This window comes from Streptomyces sp. NPDC006134 (assembly GCF_040628835.1).
Lineage (GTDB): Bacteria > Actinomycetota > Actinomycetes > Streptomycetales > Streptomycetaceae > Streptomyces.
Genome location: NZ_JBEXTV010000006.1, coordinates 113,503 through 131,987, shown reverse-complemented (window position 1 = coordinate 131,987; position 18,485 = coordinate 113,503). Strand labels below are relative to the sequence as shown.

The 18,485-nt window shown below is 70.5% G+C and carries 13 protein-coding genes, 1 tRNA gene and 3 pseudogenes; 5 read left to right on the top strand and 12 right to left on the bottom strand.

Translation table 11 applies throughout. The annotated features are described in order from the left end of the window. The first annotated feature begins 187 nt into the window (after positions 1-187). Together ABZ340_RS06075 and ABZ340_RS06070 are read left to right on the top strand one after the other, a co-directional pair. Positions 188-985 carry an N-formylglutamate amidohydrolase gene (locus ABZ340_RS06075; RefSeq protein WP_358780534.1) on the top strand — a complete coding sequence of 266 codons (798 nt, stop codon included), beginning with the start codon at positions 188-190 and terminating at the stop codon, positions 983-985. Positions 986-1,222: 237 nt separating this feature from the next. Continuing rightward, positions 1,223-2,452, top strand: coding sequence for a cytochrome P450 (locus ABZ340_RS06070; RefSeq protein WP_358780533.1), 1,230 nt, complete (start codon positions 1,223-1,225; stop codon positions 2,450-2,452). Between the two features lie 32 nt (positions 2,453-2,484). Here ABZ340_RS06070 and ABZ340_RS06065 read toward each other — a convergent pair. From ABZ340_RS06065 to ABZ340_RS06055, 3 genes and pseudogenes are all read right to left on the bottom strand, one after another. After that, positions 2,485-2,973 (bottom strand): annotated as a pseudogene (locus ABZ340_RS06065) (hypothetical protein). Positions 2,974-3,071: 98 nt separating this feature from the next. After that, a pseudogene (locus tag ABZ340_RS06060) lies at positions 3,072-3,374 on the bottom strand (peptidase S8); the annotation flags it as partial. Between the two features lie 76 nt (positions 3,375-3,450). Beyond that, the gene (locus tag ABZ340_RS06055) at positions 3,451-4,272 is read right to left on the bottom strand and encodes a MerR family transcriptional regulator (protein WP_358780532.1); all 822 of its coding nucleotides are present in this window, start codon (positions 4,270-4,272) and stop codon (positions 3,451-3,453) included. 256 nt (positions 4,273-4,528) lie between these two features. On the opposite strand from ABZ340_RS06055, the gene ABZ340_RS06050 reads away from it, so the two are divergent. Continuing rightward, complete coding sequence (locus ABZ340_RS06050) at positions 4,529-6,040, top strand: carboxylesterase family protein (protein WP_358780531.1); 1,512 nt, start codon at positions 4,529-4,531, stop codon at positions 6,038-6,040. Positions 6,041-6,365: 325 nt separating this feature from the next. On the opposite strand, the gene ABZ340_RS06045 is transcribed toward ABZ340_RS06050, so the two are convergent. Beyond that, positions 6,366-6,698, bottom strand: a complete 333-nt coding sequence (locus tag ABZ340_RS06045) for a glycosyltransferase (protein WP_358780559.1) — start codon at positions 6,696-6,698, stop codon at positions 6,366-6,368. A 362-nt stretch (positions 6,699-7,060) separates the two neighbouring features. Between ABZ340_RS06045 and ABZ340_RS06040 the strand changes: the two genes are divergently transcribed. Next, a complete protein-coding gene (locus ABZ340_RS06040) occupies positions 7,061-7,222 on the top strand; it encodes a hypothetical protein (protein WP_358780530.1) in 162 nt (53 codons plus the stop codon). Between the two features lie 828 nt (positions 7,223-8,050). Here ABZ340_RS06040 and ABZ340_RS06035 read toward each other — a convergent pair. From ABZ340_RS06035 to panD, 7 genes and pseudogenes are all read right to left on the bottom strand, one after another. Continuing rightward, positions 8,051-8,329, bottom strand: a pseudogene (locus ABZ340_RS06035) (allantoinase); the annotation flags it as partial. 372 nt (positions 8,330-8,701) lie between these two features. After that, positions 8,702-10,183 carry an MFS transporter gene (locus tag ABZ340_RS06030; protein WP_358780529.1) on the bottom strand — a complete coding sequence of 494 codons (1,482 nt, stop codon included), beginning with the start codon at positions 10,181-10,183 and terminating at the stop codon, positions 8,702-8,704. A 20-nt stretch (positions 10,184-10,203) separates the two neighbouring features. Beyond that, the gene (gene asnB / locus ABZ340_RS06025) at positions 10,204-12,033 is read right to left on the bottom strand and encodes an asparagine synthase (glutamine-hydrolyzing) (RefSeq protein WP_358780528.1); all 1,830 of its coding nucleotides are present in this window, start codon (positions 12,031-12,033) and stop codon (positions 10,204-10,206) included. Between the two features lies 1 nt (position 12,034). Next, entirely contained in the window at positions 12,035-12,988 is a 954-nt protein-coding gene (locus ABZ340_RS06020; RefSeq protein ID WP_358780527.1) for an LLM class flavin-dependent oxidoreductase, read from the bottom strand. Between the two features lie 43 nt (positions 12,989-13,031). Continuing rightward, positions 13,032-14,027, bottom strand: a complete 996-nt coding sequence (locus tag ABZ340_RS06015; RefSeq protein ID WP_358780526.1) for a GNAT family N-acetyltransferase — start codon at positions 14,025-14,027, stop codon at positions 13,032-13,034. Between the two features lie 113 nt (positions 14,028-14,140). Then, positions 14,141-15,523 (bottom strand): DUF6002 family protein, encoded by a 1,383-nt coding sequence (locus ABZ340_RS06010; protein WP_358780525.1) that lies wholly within the window; start codon positions 15,521-15,523, stop codon positions 14,141-14,143. Between the two features lie 84 nt (positions 15,524-15,607). After that, positions 15,608-16,012, bottom strand: a complete 405-nt coding sequence (gene panD, locus ABZ340_RS06005; RefSeq protein WP_358780558.1) for an aspartate 1-decarboxylase — start codon at positions 16,010-16,012, stop codon at positions 15,608-15,610. Positions 16,013-16,469: 457 nt separating this feature from the next. Here panD and ABZ340_RS06000 point away from each other — a divergent pair, with 457 nt between their 5' ends. After that, on the top strand, positions 16,470-17,798 hold the full coding sequence (locus ABZ340_RS06000; protein ID WP_358780524.1) for an aspartate aminotransferase family protein: 1,329 nt from the start codon (positions 16,470-16,472) through the stop codon (positions 17,796-17,798). A gap of 456 nt (positions 17,799-18,254) precedes the next feature. On the opposite strand, the gene ABZ340_RS05995 is transcribed toward ABZ340_RS06000, so the two are convergent. Continuing rightward, a tRNA-Pro gene (locus ABZ340_RS05995) sits at positions 18,255-18,328 on the bottom strand. Positions 18,329-18,485 lie beyond the last annotated feature (157 nt).

Below are 18,485 nucleotides of genomic sequence, written 5' to 3'. Positions count from 1 at the left end.
GGGCGTCCGTTCCTGACGAGGAACACGACGAGCACAAGGAACCCAAGGAAAACGAGGGACGCGAGGGACACGAGGAAGCCGTGCCCCGGACGACGGACCGCACGTTCGCCTCCCCGCCCGCCGACCTGTCCCCTCGGTCCTGCCGTACGCCGACGACGGCGCCTCGCCGATGCCCCCGGAGCAGCCCATGACCGACACGCCGCCCTCCTTCGAGCTCCTGCCCGGCGCCGCGGACTCCCCCGTGATCCTCCATGTTCCGCACTCCGCACGGGAGATACCGCCGGACGTCCGTGCCGGCATCGTCCTCGGCGACGACGCTCTGGAGCGGGAGCTGGACCACATCACCGACGCGCACACGGCCGAGCTCGCCGAGGTGGCGGCCGGGCTGGCCGGCACCACGCCCTGGCGGTTCGTGAACCGGCTGTCGCGGCTGGTCGTCGACCCGGAGCGGTTCCCGGACGAGCGGGAGGAGATGACGGCCGTCGGGATGGGCGCCGTCTACACCCGGACCACGCACCGCGGCGTCCTGCGGGACGCGGACACCGACCCGGAGCCGCTGATCGAGCGGTACTTCCACCCGTACGCGCGGGCGATGACCGAGGCGGTGGCGGACCGGCTCGCCGCCACGGGACGGGCCGTGATCGTCGACGTGCACTCCTACCCCACCGAGCGGCTGCCCTACGAGCTGCACGGCGAGGGCCCGCGCCCGCCCGTCTGCCTGGGCACCGACGCCTTCCACACGTCGGCCGAGCTGCTCGCCGCGGCGCGGGAGGCGTTCGCGCCGTGCGGGGAGACCGGGCTCGACAGCCCGTTCGCCGGGACGTACGTGCCGTTGGACTTCTACGGCAAGCGCGCCGAGGTCGGCGCGCTGATGGTGGAGATCCGCCGGGACATGTACATGACCGAACCGGGCGGCCCCGCAGGGCCCGGCCTCACCCGCCTCGCCGAGGCCCTCGCGGCACTCGTCGACGCCGTCTCGGACTGACTGGCGCCGCCTCGGACTGTCGCCGTCTCGGACTGACTGGCCCCGTTTCGGGCCGAGACCGGCGCCGCCTCAGAACCGACCGGCGCCGACTCAAGCCGACCGTCGCCACCTTGGGCCGACCGGCACCACCTTGGGCCGGCCGTCGCCACCTTGGGCCGGCCGTCGCCGTCTCGGGCCGCCCACCGGCTGGAGCACTCCCGCGCGACAGACGGCCCGGGGCGCGGAGAGGCTGGGGGGATGACGGATCAGACCACCACGCCGACCGCCCGGACCCCGCCCCCGGTGCGGGACTGGCCCGCCCTCGATCTGGACGGCACGGAGTTCGACCCGTTCCTCGCCGAGCTGATGCGCGAGGGCCCGCTGACCCGCATCCGCCTGCCGCACGGCGAGGGCTGGGCGTGGCTGGCCACCCGCCACGACGACGTGAAGACGATCACCAACGATCCCCGCTTCAGCCGCGCGGAGGTGACGAAGCGTCAGGTGACCCGGATGGCCCCCCACTTCAAGCCGCGGCCGGGCTCGCTCGCCTTCGCCGACCAGCCCGGCCACAACCGGCTGCGGCGGGCGGTCGCCGGGGCGTTCACCGTGGGGGCGGCGAAGCGGCTGCGGCCCCGTGCGCAGGAGCTGCTCGACGACCTGGTGGACGGGGTCGTACGGGACGGGCCGCCGGCCGACCTGGTCGAGCGGGTCCTCGAACCCTTCCCGATCGCCGTGGTCAGCGAGGTGATGGGGGTGCCGGCCGCCGACCGGGAGCGGGTGCACTCCTGGACGCGGCAGATCATCTCCACCTCCGGCGGGTTCGAGGGCGCCGAGCGGGCCAAGAACAGCCTGTACGGATGGATCACGGACACCGTCCGGTCCCGGGCCCGCGCCGACGCCACCGGCGAGGACGTGTACTCCCTGCTCGGCGCCGCCGTGGCACGGGGCGAGGTCGCCGAGGCGGAGGCGATCGGCCTCGCCGGGCCGCTGCAGATCGGCGGGGAGGCCGTCACCCACAACTGCGGGCAGATGCTGTACCTGCTGCTCACCCGGCCGCAGCTGGCGGCACGGATGCGCGCTCGCCCCGAGGCGCGCGGCCCCGTCCTGGACGAGCTGCTGCGCTACATCCCGCACCGCTCCTCGGTGGGCCTGGCCCGCATCGCCCTGGAGGACGTCGACCTGCGCGGCCACCGCATCCGCGCGGGCGAGGCCGTGTACGTCTCCTACCTGGCCGCCAACCGGGACCCGGACGTCTTCCCCGACCCGGACCTCATCGACCCCGACCGCGACCCGAACCCGCACCTGGCCTTCGGCAACGGTCCGCACTACTGCACCGGCGCCGTGCTCGCCCGGATGCAGCTCGAACTCCTCGTCGGCACGCTGCTGGACCGGCTGCCGGGCCTGCGGCTGGCGGTCCCCGCCGAACAGGTGGCCTGGCGCCGCAAGACGATGATCCGGGGACCGCGCACGCTGCCCTGCACCTGGTGACCGGACCGTCGACCACCTCCCGCCCTCCCGGCTCAGGCCCGCAGCCACTCCGTCACGACCACCTCGCCGCCGGTCCGCAGCCGCAGCCGCAGCGCGAACGGCCCGGCCGGCGGGGCGTCGCCGGTGAAGCGGCCCAGGTCGCCGGCCGTGAGGTGGGCGGGCTCCCGCGGGCCGCTGAGCGCCTCGATCCGGACCGGCTGCGGCGGCAGCACCTGCCCGATCAGACCCTCGGCCGTCAGCTCCACGTCGACGGACACCCCGTCCGCGTCGAACGTCAGCATCCGCGGCGGGTCCGCTGCCCTCCGCACCGGGAGGGCGTCGACCAGTGAATCGAAGGTCAGCTCGGCGACGCGGGCGTCCACGTCGTGCAGGGCGTAGCTGATCCCCGAGTGGAACGACTACGCCTACCGCCGGGCATCCACGTCGTGCAGGGCGCAGGCCGCGACGGCGGTCCCCCGCAGCCCGGCCGGGACCGGGCCGAGGATCGCGGCGGCCTGCCGCAGCTCCTCCTCCGGCAGCACGTCCCCGGGTTCCCCCTCGCCGGACTCCCTCCCCCCGCGGCCCCTCCTCCCACGAAACCGGCGGTCCTCTCCCCCGGTTCGCCGGGGACACCTGGTTCCCCCGGTTCGCTCAGGACGCCGGTGTGCCGGGGGTACGCACAGGTGCAGGCGTAGGGGAAGCCGTACCGGCAGTCGTCGTACGTGGAGTGCTGGTACACGTACGGCACCGGCGTCCCGAAGCCGGTGAGGCGCTCGCCGGGGGTGTGGACGCGTACCCAGGGGCCGTGGTTGCCGAAGCAGGCGCCGGACTCGCCGTCGGCGCGCAGCGCGCCGACGGACAGGACGCAGTCCTCGTAACCGGGCAGGCCGGCGTAGGCGGCGGGCCGCCGTCTGCAGGAGCTGCCGCTCGGTCCGGCGGCGGACCGGCTGGGCTCCGGGCCGGTCGTCATCGTCCCGCCGGGGCGGCGTGACGCGGCCCGCCCGGCGCAGGGTGGCGGGTCAGGCCCGGATCACCGGTGCCTGGAGTTCCGTCACCCAGTCGTCGCGGTTCTCGGGGCACTCCAGGGTGACCTCGCGCGGGTATCCGGTCGACCGGTAGCCGTGGGCGTCGATCCAGTGGGCCAGGGTCTGGGCCGTGGGCAGTACGGCGTCCATCGAGCCGTGGTGCACGATGGTCGCCGCCCGGCCGAGGGCCGGCAGGTCGAGGACCCGGAAGGCGCCGTCCTGGAGCGGGGCGGAGACCTGGACGGTGGCGTGGACGGTGATCCTGCCCTCCCCCTCCGGGGCGTCCTCGTAGAAGGCGACACCGGGCCCGGTGGGGGTGACGTCCGCCTCCCTCAGGCGCCGGAACAGCTCGTCGTAGAGCGGGCCGATGACCGGGCCGATGTGCTCGGGGCCGAAACTCGCGGCGGTCGCGGTCAGCTCCGCCACCCGGACGGCGGGGACGCTCTTGACGACGACGTCGTTCGTGGGCATGTGCCCCTCACTCTCGATCGCTCGGAGCCTCGCCTCGACCTGGACCAGCCGGGCTCGCGCGGCGGCCACGGCGGCCTCCAGCTCGGCCCGCCGCAGCCGCAGCATTCCGCGCAGCTCCCCGGCGTCGATCTTCCCGTCCAGGATGTCCCGGACCTGCTGGAGGGTGAAGCCGAGGTCCTTCAGCGCGATGACCCGGTTGAGGCGGGCGAGCTGGGCGGCGGTGTAGTACCGGTAGCCGGTGGCGGGGTCGACGTGGGCCGGTCGCAGCAGGCCGGTCGCGTCGTAGTGACGCAGCATCCGGACCGAGACGCGGCCGTGCCGGGCGAAGTCTCCGATGGTGAACATAGTGTCTCCGAGCTGACCGCCTGACACGGTGTGAGGGTCAAGAAGGTACCCGGCGGCCGGTGGGCGGCGGGACCGGACCGGCCGGGTGCGCCCGGCCTTCGCACCGTCGAACTCACCTCCCCTTCTGCCCGATTCCGGGCAAATCGGTTGGACGGAAGCGCTCCGTCTCATAGCCTCAAGATCACGTGCCGCCGCCGGAACACCTCGTCTCCGGCAAGGTCTCGGCTCCCCTCCCCGCGTTGTGAAAGGCAGCATCATGAACGACGTCACCGTGTCGGTCTCCCACGGATCGCTTCGGGGACGGGAAGGCGACGGCGTCGTCGCGTTCCTGGGCGTCCCGTACGCGGCGCCGCCGTTCGGCAGACTGCGGATGCGGCCGCCGCAGCCGCCCATCCCCTGGTCCGGGCCGCGCGATGCCACGGTCCCCGGCGCGACCGCTCCGCAGCCCGGGTACGGCCCGGCCATGGCGGACCTGCTGGAGGCGGCCGGCCCGCAGGGCGAGGACTGCCTCAACCTCAACGTCTGGACGCCGGCTCCCGGCCGGGCCGGTGAGAGGCTGCCGGTCATGGTGTTCCTCCACGGAGGCGCCTTCCGCAACGGGGCGGGTTCCCTGGCCCTGTACGACGGCTCCCGGCTCGCCGCGGACGGGGTCGTCTGCGTCACGCTCAACTACCGGCTCGGGGCGGAGGGTTTCCTCCTGCTGCCCGACGGCACGGCCAACCTCGGACTGCTGGACCAGATCGCGGCCCTGCGATGGGTGCGGGACAACGTCGCCGCGTTCGGCGGCGATCCGGACAACGTCACCGTGTTCGGGCAGTCGGCCGGCGCGATCTCCGTCACCGCCCTCATGACGATGCCCGCCGCCCGCGGGCTCTTCCGCCGGGCCATCACCCAGAGCGGCGCCGGGCACCACGTCCACACGCCCGCCGTCGGCCGCCGGATCACCGAACGCATAGCCGCTCTCGCCGGTGTGCCGTGCACACGGGAAGCTCTGGCCGCGGTGCCCCCGGAGGCGCTCGTCGCCGCCGACGCCGAGCTCGGCCGGGAGATCGCTCTCTCGCCGCAGCCTTTCCAGTGGGGCGAGTCGGCGGGGGGCGGCACGACCGTCCTGCCCGTCGTCGACGGCGCGACGCTGCCCGCCCGCCCCGTCGACGCCATCGCGGCGGGCGCCGGTGCGGAGATCGGCCTCATGACCGGCACGACGAGCGACGAGTTCAGGCTCTTCGCCGTGCCCATGGGCATCACACGCCGTATCGACGACACCGCCCTCGGAGGTTTCCTCACCGGGCTCGGGCTTCCCCCGGAGGAGGCGCACGCGGTCTACACCGCCGCGGCGGGCGCCGGCGCCGGTCCCGGGGACGTCTTCAGTGACGTCATGACCGACCACGGCTACCGGATCCCCGCGCTCCGTGTCACCGAGCACCGCGCACGGCACGGCGCCGACACCTACGTCTACGAGTTCGCCCGCGCCTCCCGGGCCGCCGGCGGCGCACTGGGCGCCTGCCACATGGCGGAACTGCCGTTCGTCTTCGGCACCCTGGACGCCTCGCCGGAAGACCGGCAGCCCGGCGCTCAGGCCCTGTCCGAGCAGATGAGGGCCGCCTGGATCTCCTTCGCCCACCGGGGACGGCCCGCCCCGCCGCACGGTGCGCGGACATGGCGGCCGTACGCACCGGACCGGACGGTCCTGCGCATCGGCGAAGCCGCGGCCGAGGAGGTCCACGACCCCGCCTCCGCACGGCGGCGGCTGTGGGAGGGACGGCGGTGAACAGGGGCCGTTCCTGACCGAGTCCGTCAACGGCACCCTCATGGGACGGCTCGACCTCGAACGCCACGGGGCCAGGACCCCAGCCGGAGTCCTGGCCCGCGCCGGACAGTGCATCCTCACCCCGACCACGGTCATCCGGCACAACCGGCAGACAGGGACACCGACCACCCGCTCACCGACCGCTTACGACCACTGACCAACACTTCGGACTTACTCGTCCAGGACGGTCACCGTGCTGCCGGACGGCCGGATGCTCCCGGCGCGGTCGATCGCGAAGTTCGTCGCCGATGACCACCGATTCAGCGGTGTTTCCTGGGCACATCCCTCAGCAGCAGTTCGACCGGCCAAGACACGGCGTCCGGCTTACCCATCGCGCGTGCCGCCTGTGCCATCGCCTCCCGCTGCTGCGGGCCGGACAGTACGGGCCCCAGAGCGGCCCGGAGCGCACCGGCCTTCGCGCGGTCCCCGTGAGCGCGACCGCGGCCCCGGCCCGCTCCAGGTGGAGTGCGTTGTGCTCCTGGTCATTGCCGGCCGAGGAGGCAAGCGGCACGAGGACGGAGGGCTTGCCGAGGGCCGTCGGCTCCGAGACGGTGCCCGCGCCGCTGCGGGCGACGACGACGGAGGCCAGGGCGAGGACATCGGGCAGTTCCGGGCCCACGTATCCGTCGGCCCGGTACCGGGCACGCGGCTCGGATGGTAATGCCTCGGCGGCCTGCCTGAACTTCTGCACCCAGTTCGGCCGGTCCGCACTGGTGGATCACGTTGGCGACGGACGGCAGCCACGGCAGGTTCTCGCGGATCAAGCCGTTGATCTGCTCGCCGCCCTGCGCACCGCCGGTGACATACACGGTCGGCGGGCGGGGGTGTGGCCCTCCACGCCGAGGGCGGGGACGGCCTTGGCGGCGTTCCCGGTGAACACGACGGGGCGGATCGGGTTGCCGGTGACGAGCCACCCCCCTGCCCGGCGTCGCCTCCGCCACTTTCGGCATCCAGAACCGGGCCCGCGCCCTCGGCAACGCCATGTACGTCCTCGCCCCCAACCCGGCCTCCTCCACCGGCGCCGACGGGCAGCGCATCGACTTCTTCGGCGGCCGCTCCACCATCACCGACCACACCGGCCGTACCTCGGCCGCCTCGACCACGGCGGCGTCGCCACCTTTGTCACCGCCACCATCGGCCTGATACGCGCCCGCGGCATCTGGCGCCGACCGGTGGTTGCCATCCATGAGGCAGCCGTCTTGCCGCAAACGGTGGTTCAGCAGCCTTTCCGTCACCAGTGCCGAAGAACCGGGATTCCTGGAAGCCGAGGGGTTCCACCAGCCGTCCCGAGGGCCAAGTTTCCCAAGGCCGTCGGCTGCCGGAGGCCGAGTTCACCGATGATCGAGAACAAGACAGCCACCGGCAGGACGGGGGCCGTCGGAATCCTGCAGTCGATCAAGAGCCTTTCCTGCGCTGGGCAAGTGCCGCAGTAAAGCGGTCGCCGGCAAGGAGCAAGTGATCGACACGCCGGACTCGGTCACCCACAGAGGGGCATCCCCACCACCCGATGATGGCCTTCTGTATCGGATCCAGCGCTTTCAGTGACCACTTCCTTAGAGTCAAAGCGACACCAACGCCGTATCCCTGGAGGATTCGTGGCACGCTTCCGCACTCGTCCGGCCCTGCTCGGCTCGGCCGCAGCTCGCCGCCGGCGCTCTTGTCCCCGCGCAGCTCGCCAGGGCGCAACCCGCCGCCGCGGCGGACTACCAGTGGGTTGCCCTGGGTGACTCCTACACCGCCGGGGCCATCCGGGCCGCGGGCGACCCCATCGATTACCCGCGCGACGGCTGCGAGCGCACCGACCGGCCCTGCCCCCAGGTCATCGACCGCGACCTCTACGGTCTCTTCGACCTGACAAACGTCAGCTGCGGCGCCGCCACCATCGAGAACGTCACCGACCAAGCCCAGGAGCCGATCGGCCGCCACCTCCCGCCCACTTCCCGGACCCGGACCACCCGTTCCCCGCGGTGCCGGGAGCGCGTCGGAAGACGACAGGTGCAGGACGTGTACGCGAGCGTTCAGACGCTGGGCGACTTGTATCAGGTTGCTGATGGCCACGTCCTCGGAGTCGCGGGGCCGGGTCTGAAGGTGGTCGGCATACTTCGGGCCGGCGAGACGCGGAGCTTTTTCCAGCGCGTGTGGGTCCTCTGCATGGACGATCAGAAGGCCGCCGAGGCCCGCGGCTTCTTCCATGGACACAGCGAGTCGATCGGCAGTGAGGCGAGAGAAGTCGTCCACGCCGGACGGTGTTGGGAGAAGGGGCGGCCGATCCGTCTACACGGTCCGAGGCTGTATGTGGTTGAAGCCGACGCAACCCACGAGGCCGTGGGACAGAGCACCGACACAGGTGGCGCGGTGCGTAAGGCGGCGTCGATGCCGGAAAGCCTCTTGGCCGCCGTTTGCCGATCCTGCCGCATCCCGGGATACCGACGTTCTCGCCCGTCGCATCCGTGCCTTGGTACACGGAGCACAGCCATGCGGTGGCGCACGGTGCGGTCCGGCAGCAGCGCGACGGTGCTGCGCCGGGACATCGGATCGCAGCCGGGACATCGGATCGCACACGAGCACGGCAGGCCGGGCCACGGGGCGTCCTTTCGGGTTCGCTTCTTCCGGTCTTCTCGGTCAGGCACCTGGCTTGCCGGTACCGGCCGTGAGTGCCGCGTCGGCCGGCTCCGGCCGGGAGCCGGCCGCCGTGCGAGACGTACCGGCCCGCTGTCTCAAGGACAGGTACGCGGTGGTGGCGGCGAGGCACGCCGCCACCGAGCAGGCGAAGGTCGTGATGCCGAACGCCTGTTCCGCGTGCGTGGGAGGGTGTGAACCCGCTGCCATCAGGTAGACACCGCCGAAGAGAGCGACGCCGACGGCCCCGCCGATCTGGGTGGTCATGTTGACGAGACCGCTGATTTCCGGGGCGTACCTCTCGGGCAGGGCCGTGGTCAGGTTCCTCAGCAGTGCGCTGAATCCGATGCCGAGACCGAAGCCCCCGACCGCGACCGTGAGCATCAGGACCGCACCGCTGCTCAGACCACCGAGGGCGCACAGTCCCATGGCCGCGTAGGAGGCGGCGAGGATCGCGTACCCCACAGCGGCGGGGTGGGCCGAGAAGCGCCCTGGGAAGCGGCCCAGCAGGTGGCCGGCCAGGCCGAACGTCACAGGCCAGGCCATGACCGCCGCGCCCGAGTAGAGCGGGGAGAGCCCGAGGCCCTGTTGCAGGTAGAGAGCCATCACGAACAGGAGCGCGAAGTTCGTGCTCGCACCGAGGACATTGGCGGTGAGGCCCCAGCTCATCACCGGCCTGGCGAGAACCCCGAGATCGACCAGGGGCCTGCCCCCCTGCCGTTTCACCCGGCGTTCCACCAGGAGGAAGAGACCGCCGGCCACGACGCCGACGGCCATGCACCACCAGGACCAGGCCGGCCAGCCGTGCTCGCGGCCCACGATCAGGGGCACGGTCGTCAGCAGCAGAGCGGCCGACAGCGTGACCGTGCCCCTGACGTCGAGACGCGCCGCGGCCCGCGCGCCGGAATCGGGCGCGGGCAGCAGACGCCGGGCGAGGGGGAAGAGGGACACGCCCACCGGCACATTGATGAGGAAGATCAGCCTCCAGCTGTCCGCCGTGTGCAGGGAAGTGAGCAACCCGCCGAGCACCTGACCTCCTACGGCGGCCCCGCCGAGCGTCAGCGCGTAGGCGCCGAGGGCACGGGCCCGCAGGGCGCCCGAAAAGTGGCGCTGGATCCCTATGAGGACCTGGGGAACCATCAGTGCGGCACCCGCTCCCTGCAGAATGCGCGCGACGACAAGGAAGCCGGCTTCGGGAGCGATGCCGCACGCCAGCGACGTCGCGGTGAACAGAGCGAGGCCGGCCAGGAAGATCCGGCGATGGCCGTAAGAGTCTCCGAGCCGGGCGCCGGTGACCAGGAGCACCGCATAGGACAGAACGTAGCCCGACACCACCAGCTCCAGCTGGGCGCCCGAGGCGTGCAGCCCGGACTGGATGGACGGAGCGGCCACATAGATGATGGCGGTGTCCACATTGGCCATCAGCTGCCCCGTGAGCAGGACCGCCAGCAGTCCTCTTCCACCGGCCTTCTGGGCCTGGGACATGTCACTCCTTGTCGTGGATGTCAGCGAATGCCGATGCGGTAGTCACGCATCCATGCGTCGATCTCGATCAGGGGAAGCAGCAGGTGCGCCGAATTGAGGAGCGTCATGGTCTGCTGACCGCCGCTTCGCAGGGCGTCCACCCGGCCACGGTCGAGCAGGCCGTGCAGGGGGGAGGAGTGGTCACCGAGGATCCGGTCCACTTCGGAGTGGACCGCCGCCTCATAGGCTGGGTCATGCGTGCCTGGATAGCCGCTCTTCTTCCGCTGCAGGGTCTGTGGCGGCACCACGTCGCCCGCGGCCATCCGCAGCAGGCTCTTCTCGCGGCCGTCGGCGGTTTTCATCGTCCAGGGCACGTTCCACACGTACTCGATGAGCCGGTGGTCGCAGAACGGCACCCGCGTCTCCAGCCCCACCGCCATGCTCATGCGGTCGTTCTTGTCCAGCAGGGACTGCAGAGGTCCGGCGAGACTGAAGTGGAGGACCTCGCGCATGCGGGCGTTCAGGCCGGTCTCGCCGGGAAGCCGGGGCACCTGGGCGCGCAGGGTGTGATAGCGGTCCCGTTCGGCCTCCAGGGGACGAACCCTGCGCTGGACGTCGGGGGCGAGGCAGTCGGCCAGGCGCGGGGCGTCGCCCATCCAGGGGAAGGTGTCCTGCCAGACGGTCTTCTCGTCGTGGAACCACGGATAGCCGCCGAACACCTCGTCCGCGGCCTCAGCGGTCAGCGCCACGGTGGCGTGCTTGCGGACCTCCTTGAACAGCAGGTAGATCGACGTGTCGAACTGGCCCAGGCTCGGCAGGTCACGGGCGCGCCGCACGATCGGCAGGGTCTCGGCCATCCGGTCGGTCGGAAGGATGACGTCGCGGTGCCGGCTGCCCATGAACTCGGCCGCGATGCGCGCGTAGGGGGTGTCCGCCTCGGGCCGCAGCGCGGTGGGCCGGAAGTGTTCCTCATCGGTCTCGTATCCGACGCAGAACGTCTGCAACGGCGCGTCGGACCGGCGCGCGAGGGCACGTGCGGCGAGGGCCGAGACCGCGGTCGAGTCCAGGCCGCCGGAGAGCATGGAGGACACGGGTACGTCGGCGACCGTTTGCCGGGCGACGATGTCCTCCAGCAGTTCACGGACGGTCTTGACCGTGACATCCAGACTGTCCGTGTGCTCGCGGCTGACCAGCCGCCAGTAGGGGTACTCGTGGATCCCGCGCCGGTCCATCCGTACGACGTGCGCCGGCTTGACCTCGCGCACGCCGTGCAGCGGGGTCTCACCCGGCACCGCGAGACGCGGATTGAGCAGGATCGGAAGCTTGTCCTCGTCGACCTGGGCCTCGAACGTGGGGTGGGCGAAGATCCCCTTGGGTTCCGAGGCGAAGAGCAGTCCGCCCTCGTGCTCCGCGTAGTAGAGCGGCTTGATCCCCATACGGTCACGTGCCAGGAAGAGCTCCTCGCGCACCGCGTCCCATACCGCGAAGGCGAACATGCCGTTGAGGTGCTCGACGCACTGAGCGCCCCATTCCTGGTAGGCGCGCAGAACGACTTCGGTGTCGGAAGCCGACGCGAAGACGTGCCCCCGGCGCGCCAGGGCCTGCCGCAGCTCGCGGTAGTTGTAGATCTCGCCGTTGTACACGAGCACGAGGTTCTCCCCGCGTGACCCGGTTTCGGCGACCATGGGCTGCTGCCCGCCGTCGAGGTCGATGACGGCCAGGCGCCGGTGGCCGAGGGCGGCGTACGGACTCGTCCACGTCCCCGCCCCGTCGGGACCCCGGGACTCCAGGCTCCGCGTCATCGCTTCGATCGTGATGTGTTCCTTGCGCAGGTCCCGGTGGAAGTCCACCCATCCGACCACACCGCACATGTCAGTTCTCCCTTCCGCTGCACTTCTCTGTGTCCGCCGCCGTGCCACGAGGAGGCGCCGGTTGCATGCGCCGCACCACGGGCAGGGCATCGCGTGCAATGCGTTCGAAGACGCGGAGGTCACTGGCGAACGGGCCCTCGGGCCGCGGGTAGTGCACGGTGAGATCCGTGAAACCGGCCTGCGCGCACGAGCCGGCGAAGTCGACGAACCTTTCCACCGAGGCGAGTGGCTCCTCACCCACCACACTGCCGTTGACCATGGTCGCCACTTCGGCGACGTCCCGCCCGGCCTCCTCGCAGGCCAGACCGAACTGCCGCAGCTGGTCGCGGATGAGACGCAGGGATTCGGCCTCCGGGACGGCGGCGAACCTCTTCGGGTCGCCGTTGGTCACCCACATCTGCCCGAAGCGCGCGGCGAGCCGGAGCCCTCGCGGACCGGTGGCGGCGATGGCGAACGGCACTCTCGGGCGCTGAACGCAGCCGGGTGCCATCCGAGCACCCCTGGCGGTGTAGAAGCGCCCTTCGTAGTCGTGCGTCTCCCGCCTGAGCAGTCCGTCGGCGAGCTCGACGAACTCGTGGAACCGCAGCGCCTTCTCCCGCGCGCTGAGCTGCGCCTGCCCCAGCACCTCGGCATCGTATCCGCCGCCGCCTGCGCCGATGCCGGCGATGACCCGGCCACCGGAGATGTCGTCGATCGACATGATCTCCTTGGCCCAGGTCACCGGGTGCCGGAAGTTCGGAGAGGTGACGAGGGTGCCCAGGCGGATGCGTTCGGTCACCGTGGCCGCGGCGGTGAGTGTGGCGTAGGTGCCGAACCACGGGCCCTCGCGCAGGGAACGCCAGGACAGATGGTCGTAGGTCCAGGCGTGGTCGAAGCCCATGTCCTCGACGCCACGCCACACGGCTCTGGCCTGCTCCCATCGATGCTCGGGCAGTACGACGACGCCGACGCGCATGAGGCACCTTTCTGTTGACCGCTGATGGCGCTCGGGCGCCGTGTCACGTTCCCGGGGTGAACAGTTCGTCCAGGTCGAGGTGGCGGACGAATTCCACACCGAGCTTTGGGTGGGGCAGGTCGGTGCGCGGGGACCGGGTGGCGTCCTGGAAGTACCCCACGCCCACGGACGCTCCGTCTTCGCCGTGGATCAACAAGGGGTTGCGCACCAGGCTGGTGCGCACCGCGGGGGTGTCGCGGACGGGTTGCAGCCGTAGCGCCAGCCGCCCCAGGGGGATGTCGGGGATCACGGCGCGGGCGCCGAGCAGGCTCTTGGACTGCATGGTTCCCTTCGTCAGGAACGGCTCGCAGCCCTGAAGGTCCATCCAGTCGAAGTCGTTCTCCGCCGCCCACTGGATGAGGAAGCCGTAGGTCGCGCGGACGACGCCGAGCTTGAGCAGGCCGACGTCGCCACCTCGCACTCCCATGAGTCTCACGTGCAGGGTGCGCGCATCCCGGTCCACGCGGCAGGCGGCTCCTCCGACGGCCGTTCCGTCCCGGTCACTGACGAGCATCAGCAGTCCGCGTCGGAAGATGTCGTGCAGGGCGCGCTCACGCTCCACCGTGCGGGCCTGCTTCGAGTGCCGCACGTCCATGGTGGGCAGGTACATCTCGTCGTAGAAGGCGATGAAGGCGTCGTCCCCGGTGGCGAAGGTGTAGGTGTAGCCCTGCTGCCGCAGGCAGCGCCTGATGTTGCGCCGCTCCTTGGCCGCCACGCGGTTGAAGGCTTCCTCCGCGCCACCGCGCACATCGCAGATCATGTGGATCCGGAACGGGGCCACCACGGACCTGTCCGCGGGGAGGGCGCGGATCTGTTCCAGCGGCGCCCCGGACAGCAGGATGTCGGCGTCCTGCGGGTCCGTCAGCGCCTGCGGTGACCCCACACGCCGCTCTTCCGTCTCGGTGACTTCCGTGAAGAAGTGGTCCTTGACGTGGGGGAGCAGGTAGGTGAGCCCTTCGGGAGCGCCCGCATAGCGCACCACCAGCTCTTCCGTTTCCACCTGCCCCCGGATGGTCACGGCTGCCAGGACGGCGTCCTCTTCGGCGGACGCACCGCCTGCGGCACCCTGAGGCATGGTTCCCCTCTCCGGCGACCGGCTTGCCCGCTGCACGGTCAGGCCGATACTGCGGTACGGATGACGTCACACGCCGTCTCGACGTCGTAGACCTCGGTGAGTTCCGCACGGGACAGCGTTCGGTAGTCCTGCTGCGCGTAGCACCCGCTGCCGTGGACGAGGATGTCCTCGCCGGGGGCGACCAGGTCCCGGTCGATGGCGTTCAGTACGCCGGTGAGGGCCATGACCAGCGACCATTCGCGCAGTGCCCGCAGGTCTGCGGGCAGCTGGACGCCGGCGCGTGCCAGCATCGTCCGGATCTGCGGATACCGCGTGATGCATTCGTGGAGCGAGACGACGATCCCGTCTCCGCCGTTGGTACGGATGATCGACGTCATCTCGTCCGACGTCACGGGCGTGTGGGTGTAGAAGGTCGTCTCGAGCGTCTCGTCCGGGTCCGCCGTGGTGAACGGGAAGTGCGGGTCCGTTTCCTGGTGGTGCAGGCCGGTGACCGGGTCGTAGGTGTACGGCGGGATGTTGTCCCGGGAGAAGGAGCCGTTGCGCAGATGCAGCACCATGTCCGGGGTGTCCAGGTGCTGCACCAGGAGATAACGCGGAGCCTCGGTGGCGGGGCGTTCCCGGAGGTCGCCGAGGAGCCGGTGGCCGGCATGGTGACCGAGAAGCCCGTAGGCGCTGGACACCGAGTGCGCGTGGAGCCGGGACCCGCTGTCCGCGCCGGTGAAGAACTCGTCCTCCACGGCGGCGCGAACGGCGTCGGCCACCTTGTAGTTCGCGATGTTCAGCGTGTACCAGATCTTGAGGGTGCAGTCCTCCTCGATCACCGACGCGTACTTGTCCATGAAGGCGCGGGCGAGATCCTTGACGGATGCGCGCTCCGGGCCGTCGTACACCATGACCGGGTTCCGTCGGCGCAGGTCGGGATCCGTGCTGAGCGGTGAGGACCAGAGCTTGGGCTGGGAGGCGGTGGGCACGATGACCGCGATGCGCAGCTGGTCACGGGTGACGAGTCCCGCGTCGATGGCGCGCCAGACCGCGTCGCGCAGGGCGGTGGCCTTGTTCGCCGACGACGGGGTGAGGATGAGGATGCGTTCACCGGTGGTCTGGATGTGGTGCACGGCCCGGGCCACCATCACCAGGGAGGCGAAGGTCTTCGTCGTCCGGGTGTGGGGGTTGCGCATCATGTCGAGCAGCGTGAGACGGCGGCCCCGGTACTCGCCGAGCTCCCCCAGGGCCACGTCCGAGGCAGCGAAGTACTGCTCCATCTCCGTGCTCAGCTCGGGCAGTTCGAAGCCGGGCTCGAACTCCCCCTCGGGCACTGCCGACTGCCGCCCCATGATCCTGGCGGCCTCTGCGACCACGTCGTAGTGACGGGACAGGGCGTTGGTCACGACTGCTGTGCGCTCGACGCTGTTCGCGCTCATGAAGTACCTCTCAGTGTCACCGGAACTCCGGGTGGGGGGACGCGTTGCCGCGGGTATGAAGCGGTGGCGTTCGATCAGCGGTCTTCAGGAGGCCGCGAGGTCACCGCGGAGCAGGCCGGAGCCCTCCGGTGCCTCGGCCGGGTCGCTTCCCTCGCTGATCACCTGGTTCTTCTCGTTGACGAACACGATCCGGGGCTTGAGCCGGCGGGCTTCCTCGTCACTGACTGTCGTGTACGCGATGATGATGACGAGGTCGCCCGGCTGGATGAGGCGAGCCGCCGCACCGTTGATCCCGATGGTGCCTTCGCCCGCGGGGCCCTCGATCACATAGGTGCTCAGGCGTGCGCCGTTGTCGATGTCGACGATGTCGACCTTTTCGCCGGGCAGCAGGTCGGCGCTCTCCATGAGGTCCTTGCTGATGGTCAAGGACCCCACGTAGTGCAGGTCGGCCTGCGTGACGGTGGCTCGGTGGATCTTGGACTTCAGCATGGAACGCAAGTCAGGGCTCTCCTTCTCGAGGCGGTCTTGGACAGGACACGCGGCAGCGGTGGTCCCCAGGAGTGCGCAAGCCCCCGCACGTCCGCCCGGGCGGCTCTCGTGCTGGGACGGCAGTCAGCGGAGCTTCGTCATGTCTTCCGCAATGCGGAATATTTAATCCGTATAGCGATAATGCTTGCACGGGCTGACTGGACGGTGTCAAGGTGGCGTAGGTCATAACCGCCGGATGCCAGACGTGAACCACCGTGCCCCAAGCCCTTTTCGGCGCACGGTGGTTGACCACGCTTCGAGCCGACTCTCCAGAGCCGGATCGCAGCACCGACGCGCCCGCCTCCTCACCGGGCGGCACGCCTCATGCGTCGCGCACGATCGCCATGAGCCCGTCGGCCTGCTGTGCCTGCTGCGGCTCCTCTCGATGCGTACCTCGACAGGAAAGTGAGACCCCGCCGTGTCCGATCTGTTCACCAGGCATCAGGCCGTCATGCCGGCCTGGGTGTCCCCCTACTACGAGCAGCCTCTGGAGATCCTCAGCGGCAAGGGCTGCCGTGTTTTCGACGCCGACGGGAAGAGCTACCTGGACTTCTTCGGCGGCATCCTCACGAACATGCTGGGATACGACGTCCAAGAGGTCCGCGAAGCGGTGGAACGCCAGCTCAGCACCGGCATCGTCCATACATCCACCCTGTACCTGATCCGCTCGCAGGTGGAGCTGGCCGAGAAGATCACGAAGCTGTCCGGCCTGCCGGACGCCAAGGTCTTCTTCACCAACTCCGGTACCGAGGCCAACGAAACGGCGCTTCTCCTGGCCACCCACGCACGCGGCTCCGACCAAGTCCTGGCCCTGCGCAACAGCTATCACGGCCGGTCGTACGGAGCGTCCGCGGTCACCGGGAACCGCAGGTGGAAGAACTCCTCGCTCTCCCCCCTGAACGTGCACTACCTGCACGGCACGGACCGGGAGAGTTTCCCCTGGCTGACCGACGAGGCATACGCGAGGTTCTGCGTCGAGGACCTGCGCGACTGCCTCGACACCGCACTGGCGAGCGACGTCGCCTGCCTCATCGCCGAGCCCATACAAGGAGTCGGCGGCTTCACCGCCGTACCCGACGGCCTGTTCAAGGATTTCAAGGAAGTCCTGGACGACCGGGGCATCCTCCTCATCTCGGACGAGGTGCAGACGGGCTGGGGCCGGACCGGCGAGTCGTTCTGGGGTATCCAGGCCCATGGCGTCACCCCTGACGCCATGACGTTCGCCAAGGGGCTCGGCAACGGATTCGCGATCGGCGGCGTCGTCGCACGAGGGGAGTTGCTCGACTCCCTCCCCGCTCAGGGCATCTCGACCTTCGGTGGCAACCCCTTGTCGACCACGGCCGCAAACGCCACCCTCGACTACCTGCTCAGCCATCACCTGCAGGCCCACGTGCACCGATTGGGCACGAAGATGATCGCCGCCCTGCGCACGGCCGCCGAGCGACTGCCCATGGTCAGCGCCGTACGGGGCAAGGGCTTCATGTTCGCCATCGACCTGATCGAGCCGGCGACGGGGAAACACAGCCCGACGGCAGCGGCTACCGTGCTGGAGGAAACCAGGAGACGAGGCCTTCTTGTCGGCAAGGGGGGACTGCACGGCAGCACGCTGAGGATGGCTCCGCCGCTGACGTTGGACGACGAGGAAGCAGACGAAGGCATGACGATCCTCATCGATGCTCTCGACGCCGTCGAACGAGAACGGCTTGCTCCGAGCGACAGGACCGGCAGCCGACGGCATTCGGCATGACGTGGACCAGGCGCCGGGACGCACCGTGAATGACCGCTTGCCCACCAGCGCAACGTCCACCGCAGGCAGGCCGTGTACCCGGCCGGGGACGAGCTGCCGGATCCCGCTGCGGAGGACCAGGGCAGGGCCAGAGCGGAGGCGGCAGCGGCCCGGCAGCAGGCCGCAGAGGCTCGACGCCGGGGTGCGACCCACCGGGACGACGTCGTCACCAAGCCCGGCCACGGCTCCCTCACCACCCGGCGCCATCTCCACCCGGACGTCCACAAGATCACGACCGTCGGCGCAGCACTCTCCGCACACCTCGGCGCGGTCCGCGCCCCGCGCTCGCCCCGAGCCCGATCGCCCTCACCCGCTGACACCGGTCAAGCAGCGCCGGTCCCCCACTGGTCCCCAGACACGGTCAAGGGCCGGTTTCGGATGTCTCCGAAACCGGCCCTGATCTGTGACTCTCACGAGTCGGGACGACAGGATTTGAACCTGCGACCCCTTGACCCCCAGTCAAGTGCGCTACCAAGCTGCGCCACGTCCCGATGTGCCTCACGCGGCGAACCGCGTGATCAACACAGGTCAAGCCTACCTCATGCGGATGACCGGTCGGGACGGCACCGGCCCTCGCACCGGCGGTGCGGGCCGCGGCGGCGTCACCCGTACGGAGTGCGGCCCGTCCGGTGATCGCATCGCGAGACG